The following is a 688-nucleotide window of genomic DNA, read 5'->3' as shown; positions in this document are numbered from 1 at the left end:
GCTTTAAAGCCACATAAAAGCGTTTCTATTCGCCGATACCCTGCGGGGCTTTATAAACTCATGCCGTAACTTCTTCGCTTTCTTTCTTGTTCTTTTTTGGTTATTTTTTCTTGATTAAGGTTTCTAAGTCGCTTAATTCGCTCATTAAAGTTGCTTCTAATGCTTTTTGCCAAGTCTTGATATGCTCCAAGGATTGCTCCTTGTCCTGCTCCGCTTCTATTTTCAACATCAAGTATTTTGTCTTTAGTGTTTCGTAATCTTTTTGTAAGGTCTTGTATTCGCTCTCTAATTTGTGGTAGTCCGCTATTATTGAATCGCTCTTTAGAGCTTCTAAGTGTTGATTTAATTCCGTCTTGATAACTTCGATTTGCGTTTGTTCGTTCTTGTGTGAGGATAAGATATTGCTGAAGTCTTGTGTTAAACTCTGCTCTAAGTCGCTGTAGTAAAGTTTTATGCTCTTGCTCTGCAAGCTCTCTATTTCGCTTAGTAATTCGTCGTTTTCTTTCTGCTTGGATAAGATCTCGTCTTGCAATCTCAGAATTTCTGTCTGAAGTGTTTCGACTTCGTCTAATAATGCTTTCTCTAACTCTGTCATTTTCTAAAGCTCCGTTTTGTTCAAGTAATAAAATAATATTCCGTCTTTGGTTTTTTTCATCTCTTTTGGGTTGATTACTAAGGCTCGCTGTTC

The 688-nt window shown here is 37.1% G+C and carries 1 protein-coding gene; it reads right to left on the bottom strand.

All coding sequences use genetic code 11. The features are described from left to right. Positions 1 to 50: 50 nt before the first annotated feature. Positions 51 to 688: hypothetical protein (locus tag EII32_RS11415; RefSeq protein ID WP_233582399.1), on the bottom strand; the 638-nt coding region annotated here is incomplete at its 5' end.

The organism is Prevotella sp. OH937_COT-195 (assembly GCF_003932845.1).
In the GTDB taxonomy this organism is placed as follows: domain Bacteria; phylum Bacteroidota; class Bacteroidia; order Bacteroidales; family Bacteroidaceae; genus Prevotella.
The sequence above is the reverse complement of the archived record's forward strand: the minus strand, read 5'-3'. Positions and strand labels throughout refer to the sequence as shown.